The sequence below is a fragment of the Flavobacterium xizangense genome, assembly GCF_054075145.1.
Genome location: NZ_JBSIPG010000319.1, coordinates 1 through 237, shown reverse-complemented (window position 1 = coordinate 237; position 237 = coordinate 1). Strand labels below are relative to the sequence as shown.

Genomic DNA, 237 nt, shown 5'->3' with positions numbered 1-237 from the left:
GCTGCCAAAATGCTTCAAGGACAAGTGCCAGGCGTTACGGTACAGTCTTCGGGAGAACCGGGAGGTTTTGTCAATGTAAAAATTAGAGGGATAACTTCATTTAGTAACAATAATCCGTTGTTTGTTATTGACGGGATCATGGTCGATTCTCCATACGACTTTGCTCCAGGAGAAATAGAATCGATGCAGGTTTTAAAAGACGCTTCGTCTGCTGCTATTTATGGTGTTCGCGGTGCC

The 237-nt window shown here is 44.3% G+C and carries 1 protein-coding gene; it reads left to right on the top strand.

Annotated elements, in window-relative coordinates; genetic code table 11:
• Nucleotides 1-9: 9 nt before the first annotated feature.
• On the top strand, nucleotides 10-237 hold a 228-nt coding region (locus ACWA1B_RS23600), incomplete at its 3' end, for a TonB-dependent receptor plug domain-containing protein (protein ID WP_456911130.1).